Consider the following 2,302-nt stretch of genomic DNA (forward strand, 5'->3'; position numbering starts at 1 on the left):
CGGTGATAATCATAAATTCCTCGTGGGGGTTAACAACGTGCAGAGCCGCTAATTTATCGTTCTTTTTGCGGAATTTAATCACTCTGACTCCTAATCCCGCCCGATTTTGCAGACGTAGGAGGGTAACGGGAACCCGTTTTCCTAGTCCTGCCATGGTAATCGCTAACACCCAGGGGCCATTATTAGCCACTTCGGGGTTAATTTCTTCGCTTTCGTCCTCGGTTTCTTCTTCGTTAGATTCAGCGATTTGGGCGACAATTTGACTAGGCAGGATGTCCATACTAATTAATTCGTCACCTGAGCGCAATTTCATCGATTTTACGCCTTTAGTTGCCCTTCCCAAGGAGCGCAATTGTTGACTATCGGCCTTAAAATGAATGGCCATCCCCTGACGAGAACCGATAATGACGCTATCTTCCTCTTTAGCCAAGCGAACCCAACGTAGTTGATCACCGTCTTCGAGAGAAATGGCGATTAAACCGTTCGATCGAATATTACTAAAGGCAGCGAGGGCGGTTTTCTTGATAAATCCCTTTTGTGTGAGCATAATCAGGTAATTATCCTCGCTGAACTCGCTGACTGCCACCACCGAGGTAATTTTCTCCCCTTTGGGAATCTCTAACAGTTGCACGATGGGAACGCCGCGAGCGGTACGCGAACCGGTGGGGATATGATAGGCATTGAGACTATAGACAACCCCGCGATCGGTGAAAAAGAGGACGCTATCGTGATCGCGGCAGGTGATAAAGTGATCGATGCCGTCGTCTTCTTTCATTTTTGCGCCAGCTTTGCCCCTTGTTGCCCGATTTTGGGACTCAAAGGTATTAACGGGCATTCTTTTGATGTAACCCTGTTCGGTGACGAGAATTAAGGCCTGTTCGTTGGCAATCAGGTCAGTTTCGGCGATTTCTCCTTCCCGTTGTTCAATATGAGTGCGACGGGGGGTAGAGTGAATCGTTTTGATCTGTTGCAGTTCTTCCTCGATAATGCTGTCGATGCGTTCTTTTCTGGCTAAAATATCCTGAAGATCGCCGATTTTTGTCAGTAATTCCCCGTGTTCTTGCTGAATTTTCTCCGATTCTAGGGCGGTTAACCGTCGCAGCTGCATTTGTAGGATTGCGTCCGCTTGCACCTCTGAAAGACCAAAATTCTGCACTAATCCCTCTTTTGCACTAGCTGTGTCGGCAGCACTGCGAATCAGGGCAATGACTGCATCGAGACTAGCGAGGGCAATTAGTAAACCCTGAAGGAGATGATCTCTTTCCTCGGCCTTGCGGAGTTCATAACGGGTACGACGGGTGATAACTTCTAGGCGAAAATCGAGGAAAACCCGGAGAAACTCCCTTAAAGTCAGTAATCTCGGTTCGTTATCGACTAATGCCAACATATTCGCCCCAAAATTGGACTGGAGGGGCGTTTGTTTATAAAGATTGTTGAGGACGACGCGGGGATAGGCATCCCGTTTCAGTTCGATCACCACCCGGATGCCGTCGCGATCGCTTTCGTCCCGCACATCGGAAATACCGTCTATTTTGCGATCATTGACCAAATCGGCGATTTTTTCGATTAATGCCGCTTTATTGGTTTGATAGGGCAGTTCGGTGATAATAATAGCATCTCGATCGGGTCTTCCCCTTTGTTCGATGGTTTCAAAGGAGGCGACTCCCCGCAGGGTAATAGAACCCCGGCCGGTGGTGTAAGCTTCCTGAATACCGTCTCTGCCAAGGATATGCCCCCCGGTGGGAAAGTCCGGCCCTGGGATATAACGCTGTAATTCCGTATCGGTGAGATCCGGGTTATGGATGAGGGCAACGGTTCCATCGATAATCTCGGCCAGGTTGTGGGGGGGGATATTGGTGGCCATACCGACGGCGATGCCCGATGAGCCATTAATTAGCAGTTGTGGGACTCTAGAGGGTAAAACCACGGGTTCCTGTTGGGAACCATCGAAGTTATCGGCGAAATCGACGGTTTCTGACTCTATATCCTGTAGTAGGGCGTTAGTGGCCAGGGTGTGCAGACGACACTCGGTATAACGCATGGCCGCCGGGGGATCGTTATCGATCGATCCGAAGTTACCATGACCGTTAATCAGGGGATCGCGCATGGAGAAATCCTGGGCCATGCGGACGAGAGCATCGTAAACAGCAGTATCCCCGTGGGGGTGGTATTTTCCTAATACTTCCCCGACGACTCTAGCGCATTTCCGGAAGGGGCGATCGGGGGTTAATCCTAGTTCGTACATCGCATAAAGAATGCGCCGGTGTACGGGTTTCAGTCCGTCCCTAGCGTCGGGCAAGGC

General features: G+C 50.1%; 1 protein-coding gene. It reads right to left on the minus strand.

Annotation, left to right across the window (positions count from 1 at the left end; translation table 11 throughout):
• Positions 1-2,302: DNA gyrase subunit A (gene gyrA / locus PX484_RS08615; RefSeq protein ID WP_288103474.1), on the minus strand; the 2,302-nt coding region annotated here is incomplete at both ends.

The sequence above is a fragment of the Microcystis sp. M49636_WE2 genome (assembly GCF_030065375.1).
Taxonomy (GTDB): Bacteria; Cyanobacteriota; Cyanobacteriia; order Cyanobacteriales; family Microcystaceae; genus Microcystis; species Microcystis aeruginosa_C.